The organism is Desulfovibrio sp. DV (genome assembly GCF_001936595.1).
Taxonomy (GTDB): Bacteria; Desulfobacterota; Desulfovibrionia; order Desulfovibrionales; family Desulfovibrionaceae; genus Solidesulfovibrio.
On sequence record NZ_MLBG01000170.1, the window covers coordinates 1 to 5,786 of the forward strand.

Consider the following 5,786-nt stretch of genomic DNA (forward strand, 5'->3'; position numbering starts at 1 on the left):
TGAGCCCCACCGGTGGGGTTCGGGGCGAAGCCCTGATCTTCTGCCTTTGCCTCCCTCTCCGCCTTTGCTTTGTCCCTTCTTTCACCACCCCCGAGAATGGAGCGAACCACGCCATGCAGACCGCACCGCTGATCGCCTTGCTGACGGACTTCGGCCTGGCCGACCCGTATGTCGGCCAGATGAAATCGGTCCTGCTCTCGGCTGCGCCGGGAGTGCCGGTTGTGGACATCAGCCATGGGGTGGCCATGGGGGATGTGGTCCAGGCGTCGTTTTTTCTGGCCGCAACGTTGCCGTGGCTGCCGCCGGGCGCGGTGGTCGTGGCGGTGGTGGACCCCGGAGTGGGCACGTCGCGGCGGGCGGTGGTGGTGGAGCTTGATTCGCGGCTGGTGGTGGGTCCGGACAATGGCCTTTTGACCTTGCCCCTGGCCCGGGGGCAGGGGGTGCGGGCCTATGACGTCACGCCCCGGGTGGCCCCGGCCAGTGCCACCTTTCACGGGCGTGACGTGTTTGCGCCGTTGGCGGCGCGGCTGGCCATGGGCGAGTCGGTTTCGGCCTTGGGTTATGTCTTCTCGCCCGACGAGTTGATCGTGTTGCCGGGGTTGACGGCAACGCGGCAGGGGGACGTGGTCGTGGCCCGGGTGTTGTCGGTGGACGGGTTTGGCAATGTGATGACGAGTTGCGACGATGCCGCTTTTGGCGGATGGTGGGGCCGGGCGGCGCTGGTTGTGCCGGTTTCCCGGGAGCTTGTGCGGGCTGTGACCTATGCGGACATTGGTTCCGGGGAGGTCGGGCTTTTGGCCGGCAGCCAGGGCTATCTGGAATTGGCTGTGGGCGGCGGTTCGGCAGCGGCAGTGCTCGGGTTGTCGCGGGGTGATCGGTTGGAGCTTTTTTTGCCGTCGGGGGTTGCATGAGCATCATAAGGAATTATCTGGCGGCGCTCGGTTTTCTGACCCGGTTGGGACCGGTTGCGGTTGATCCGGACATGGCCGGCTGTGTGCCGCTTTTCCCGGTGGTGGGGGCGACGCTTGGCCTGGTCCTGACGCTGCCGTTAGCCTTTGGGCTCTTTGGCGGCCATCCGCTGGCCGGGGCCTTTGCCTATGCCGTGGCCAATCTGGCCCTGACCAGGGGGCTTCATCTCGACGGTTTTGCCGACGTGGCCGACGCCTGGGGCAGCATGGCCCGGGGGGACCGGTTTTTCGCCATCATGAAGGACAGCCGCATCGGCGCGTTTGGCGGCATGGCCCTGGTGGTGGCCGTGGCCGGGCAGGCCTGTTTCGGGGCGGAACTGCTCTCGTCGGGGCAGGTCTGGCTCCTGGCGGCGGCGCCGGTGGCCGGGCGGTCGGCGGCGGTGGCCCTCATGCGGGCGTGTTTTGACATACCCCGGCCGGGCCTGGGGTCGCTGTGCCTGCCTGGGGCCACCCGAGGGAACACATTTTTTGCGGTGGGCCTTGGCCTTTGCTGTCTGCTGGCGGCGGGCGGGCTGCGGGCGGCGGTCCTGGGGACGCTTTTGTGCGGCCTTGTCGTGTGGCGGCTGGCCCGGCTGGCCCGGATAAACGGCGGGGTCAACGGCGATTTCCTGGGCGCGGCCATTGTCGGCGGCGAACTGGCGGTCCTGGCCGGGGGATTGTTGTAACAAGTGGCCCGGGTCTTGCTGTTGGGACTGCGACCGACGGAAAACCGGCAGGGGACCCATGGCCAAACCTTTTCGATTCAATCTCGAGCGCGTCCTGGACGTCCGCACCCAATTGGAGGAGCGGGCCAAGATGGAGCTGGGCAAGGCCATGGCGGCCTGCACCCAAAAAGAGCAGCAGATCCATCGCCTGGAAAACGAGAAGAACGCCCGGGAATCCTCCATGTCCCAGAAGGCCGTGGTGACTCCCGAGGAGCTGTGGTTGTGGCAGGCCTACCGCACCCGGCTGGTGGACGACATCCGGCTGGCCCATGTGCAGCTGGCCGAGCTGGTCGAGGTCCGGGAACGCTGCCGCCGCACCCTGGTCACCAGGGCCAAAGACAAGAAACTCCTAGATAAACTCAAATCCAATAAGGCCGAACGCCATGCCCAGGAAGAACGCCTCGCCGAGCAAAACGAAAACGACGACATGGCCTCGATCCGCTACCAGCCGCCGATTGTCTGACATCGGCGAGCGAATGCTGGCCACGCTCGAACGGGTGTCCGGCCGCATCGCCCCCCGGGCCACCAAGGTGCTCGGGATTTTCGTCATGCTGGCGGCCATCAAGCTCGGCATCCTGGTCTTCATGGGCCTTGACCTGTTGTTGCCCGATCCGCCGGTCCAGGTGGCCAAGGCTCCGATCCTGCCGGCCCCCTTTGCCGGCCCGACGCCAGTCCTGGCCCAGCAGAAGCCGGCCAATCCCCTGCCGCCGGCCACGGTGCCGCCAAGCGCCACGCCCCCGGTGAGCACCCCCGGTGCGCCGGAATCAAACGCCCTGCTCAAGCGCCAGGACGAGCTCGACCAGCGCGAACAGGCCCTTAAAAGCCTGGAAACGGAACTCAACTCCCGGGTGGCCAAGCTCAAGGAGATGGAGACGAGCATCAAGGGGATGCTCGAAGAGGCCAAGGGCGTCAAAGACCAGAAGCTCAAGCATCTTATCGATGTCTATTCCAACATGAATGCCAAGCAGGCGGCCAAGGTTCTCGAAACCCTGGACAACGGCATCGCGGTCAAAATTCTGGCAGGGATGCGCGGCCGCCAGGCCGGCGAAGTGCTCAACAACATGGAAGCCAAGAAGGCCGCCGGACTGACGGAAATGCTGACCAAGATCCAGCTGCCGCCCCAGGACGGGGACGGCCCGGGCACCATGTAACATGCCCCGGCTGCGTCTGACCCTGGCCTATGACGGCACGGCCTTTGCCGGCTGGCAATTGCAGGCTCCCGGCTTTGGGCGAACGGTCCAGGGCTGTCTGGAAGAGGCCCTCTCCCGGCTGTGCGCCGGCCCGGTGCGGGTGCACGGGGCCGGGCGCACCGACTCCGGGGTCCATGCCCTGGCCCAGGTGGCCCATGCCGACGTGCCGGACTCCCGCTGCGGCTTCCCCTGGCAAAAGGCGCTCAATGCCCTGCTTCCCAAGGACATGTCGGTCCTTGACGCCTGCGAGGCCGCCCCGGATTTCCATTCCCGTTTCGATGCCGTGGGCAAGGAGTACCGCTACACCCTGTGGACCGGGGCCGGCTATATCCTGCCCTGGCGGCGGCCCTATGTCTGGGACACGGGGCGCTTTGGCCCCCTTGACGTGCCGGCCATGGACGCCTGCGCCGCCCTTTTTGCCGGCAGCCACGATTTCGCCGCCTTTCAAAATACCGGCACGGTCGTGCATTCCACGGTGCGCCATGTCCATGGCGTGGCCCGGCTGCCCGGGGCCTGCAGCCACGAGATGGTCTGGCAGTTCCGGGCCGAGGGTTTTTTAAAACAGATGGTGCGAAACCTCATGGGTGCGCTGGTGGCGGTGGGGCGCGGTAAAGTTTCCCCTGAAGACATCCGATTGGTTCTGACGAAGGGGCAAAGAAGCCTTGCACCGGGAACTGCTCCGGCTTGCGGGCTTTGCCTGCACGCGGTGGAGTACGCGTCGGATGGCCGGGGGCATAAGCGACATCTATTTCACCAGCCTGAGGCTGGCCAAGGGTGAGTCCGTTGCCGAGGCGTCTTCGGCTGCGTCCGTGCCAAGCGTGCCCGGGGCCTCGACCCATCTGGCCCGCGACGCCTGGACGAGCAGCGAAAACGCCGGAGAGGTCCTCACCGCCGGCCTGTCGCTGCGCCTGTCGCGCTTTGAGCGGTCCCTGTCCCGCTTTACCTGGCCGACAGTGGACGCGCCCTGGCAAAATTCCCGCCTCGTTATGCGCGACAGCGGCCTGGAAGACGCCGTCTCGGCCCGGGCCGTTGCCTCGGGCCAGGCCATAAATCCCACAAAGCTCCTGTCCAGCGCCAGGACATCCATTGCCGCCTCGGGCATCAGTGCCGGGGACTACACCTTTCGCGTGACCCAGAGCGGGCAGGGCACGCAGCACGAGACTTTTGCCGTCTCGGTGGGGAAAAGCGACACCTGGGGCACGGTGCTTGGCAAGGTGGCCCAGGCTATAAACGACTCCAAGGCGCTCAGTGTCCACGCCGACGTGGCCCTGCAACAGGCTCCCTTTGCCCTGGACGCCGCCCTGCCCGGCACCGGCACGGCCCTGACCCTGTCGGTCAACCCGGCCCGCACGGCCCAGGCCGTCAGCGTCACGGACACCTCCGGCAACCTGCTCCATGCCCTGGGCATCCGCTCTGCCGCCGTCCCGAACGGCCCGGCCGAGGCCCGCACCCGCATGGTGGGCGCAACCCGGCAGGCCCAGACCGCCTTTTTCCATACCACCGGCTTCGATCCCGGCGCAGCCACCAGCCTGGCAACCGGCCTGCACACCTTTGCCTATGCCACGGGCAGCGGTGCGACGCCCACCTCCTATGTGTCCACGGCCCGCGACCCGGACGCGGCCACCACGCTGTCTGCCGGCACCTACAAATTCCGCGTGGCCATGGGCCAAACCGTGCGGGACCTGTCCGTGGCGGTCAAGGCCGGCTGGACCTGGGGCGACGTGCAAAACGCCGTGGCCGGGCAAATCACCGCCCAACCCGTATCCACCTGGAACGCCGCCAAGACGGCCGTGGAACTGGTTGCCTCCCCGAGCTTCGCCATTCCCGGCGTCACTGCCGACAGCCGGGCCGTGTCCGTGCCGTCCTCGACCGAGGCCACGGCCAACACCCGGGCGCGCCAGCTGACCGTGGCCACGGCTCCGGGGTACGAAGGGCAGACCCTGACGCTGACCGACACCCAGGGCGGCATCCTGTCCGCCCTGGGCCTGACCACGGCCCTTCGGGGCACCACGGTCAACGTGGCCGTGCGCAAGGACGATACGGCGGCAGACGTGCTTGGGTCCGTGGCCCGGTCCATCCCCATGACCACCGGCCGGGTGGCCGGCGGCGCCATGACCGAGACCCTCCCCTCGGCCGCCGTTCCGGGAAAAAACCTGACCCTGGCCGGCCGGGCCGCCACGCTCACACTCTTAAACCGCCGCCTGGGCGAAGACCTTGTCCTCACCGACGGCGCATCCAACCTGCTCGGCAGCCTGGGCCTTGATACCAAGCTTCCGGGCCAGGACGGGGAAATCCGGGTGGACGGCGCAGCCCTGGCCTCGGAGAATAACGCCTACGCCCTGGACTCCGGCCGCCTGCTCCTTGAGACTTCGGCCGATACCGGCGCGGTCCTGCCGCTGACCGTCACCCGGGCCATGGACAGCCTGCAACAACTCCTGGGCGACGTTGTCTCCAGCTACAACGACGTGCGCAAGTACCTGGCCAAAAACAACGGCTTTTTCACCACGTCCCTGTCCGACGCCCTGTCCCGGCCGGTCAGCCGCAACTGGTCCGGCCTGTCCGATCTGGGCTTTTCCACGACCCGCAGCGGGGACCAGCTCTGGGTGCAAAACGACCGCTTCTGGCAACACTTCGCAACCGACCCCGGGGACGCGGCCGAAACCCTGGTCGGTACGCCGTCAAGCCTCATTCCGGCCTGGAAAAGCACGGTCAACGCCATCCGCACGGCCGGCGTCGCCAGCTTCCTGGCCCCCGAGGACGAGAACCTGGGCCGCATCGCCCCGCGGGTCAGCGAGTTTGCCCTTGAGCGCAAAAACCGGCTGATCGACCTGCTCGGCTGACCCGCCGCGTCCCCGCCCCTTGCCACCCCGCACCGAAACTCCGCCTATACAAAAGGGCCGGGAATTGCGGCGCAATTCCCGGCC

The 5,786-nt window shown here is 67.2% G+C and carries 6 protein-coding genes; all 6 read left to right on the top strand.

All coding sequences use genetic code 11. From position 1 onward, the window contains the following. Positions 1-113: 113 nt before the first annotated feature. The 6 genes from DVDV_RS21310 to DVDV_RS21335 are packed head-to-tail and all read left to right on the top strand — an operon-like array spanning position 114 to position 5,702. Positions 114-911 (top strand): S-adenosyl-l-methionine hydroxide adenosyltransferase family protein, encoded by a 798-nt coding sequence (locus DVDV_RS21310; protein WP_075356578.1) that lies wholly within the window; start codon positions 114-116, stop codon positions 909-911. After that, complete coding sequence (locus DVDV_RS21315; protein WP_075356579.1) at positions 908-1,633, top strand: adenosylcobinamide-GDP ribazoletransferase; 726 nt, start codon at positions 908-910, stop codon at positions 1,631-1,633. Before DVDV_RS21310 ends, DVDV_RS21315 begins: the two co-directional genes overlap by 4 nt. Before the next feature lie 58 nt (positions 1,634-1,691). After that, positions 1,692-2,135 (top strand): flagellar export protein FliJ, encoded by a 444-nt coding sequence (gene fliJ / locus DVDV_RS21320; RefSeq protein ID WP_075356580.1) that lies wholly within the window; start codon positions 1,692-1,694, stop codon positions 2,133-2,135. Positions 2,136-2,148: 13 nt separating this feature from the next. Beyond that, complete coding sequence (locus DVDV_RS21325; RefSeq protein WP_254845488.1) at positions 2,149-2,823, top strand: hypothetical protein; 675 nt, start codon at positions 2,149-2,151, stop codon at positions 2,821-2,823. A 1-nt stretch (position 2,824) separates the two neighbouring features. Beyond that, entirely contained in the window at positions 2,825-3,640 is an 816-nt protein-coding gene (truA, locus tag DVDV_RS21330; RefSeq protein ID WP_075356581.1) for a tRNA pseudouridine(38-40) synthase TruA, read from the top strand. Next, on the top strand, positions 3,585-5,702 hold the full coding sequence (locus tag DVDV_RS21335) for a hypothetical protein (protein WP_075356582.1): 2,118 nt from the start codon (positions 3,585-3,587) through the stop codon (positions 5,700-5,702). Before truA ends, DVDV_RS21335 begins: the two co-directional genes overlap by 56 nt. The last annotated feature ends 84 nt before the right edge of the window (positions 5,703-5,786 follow it).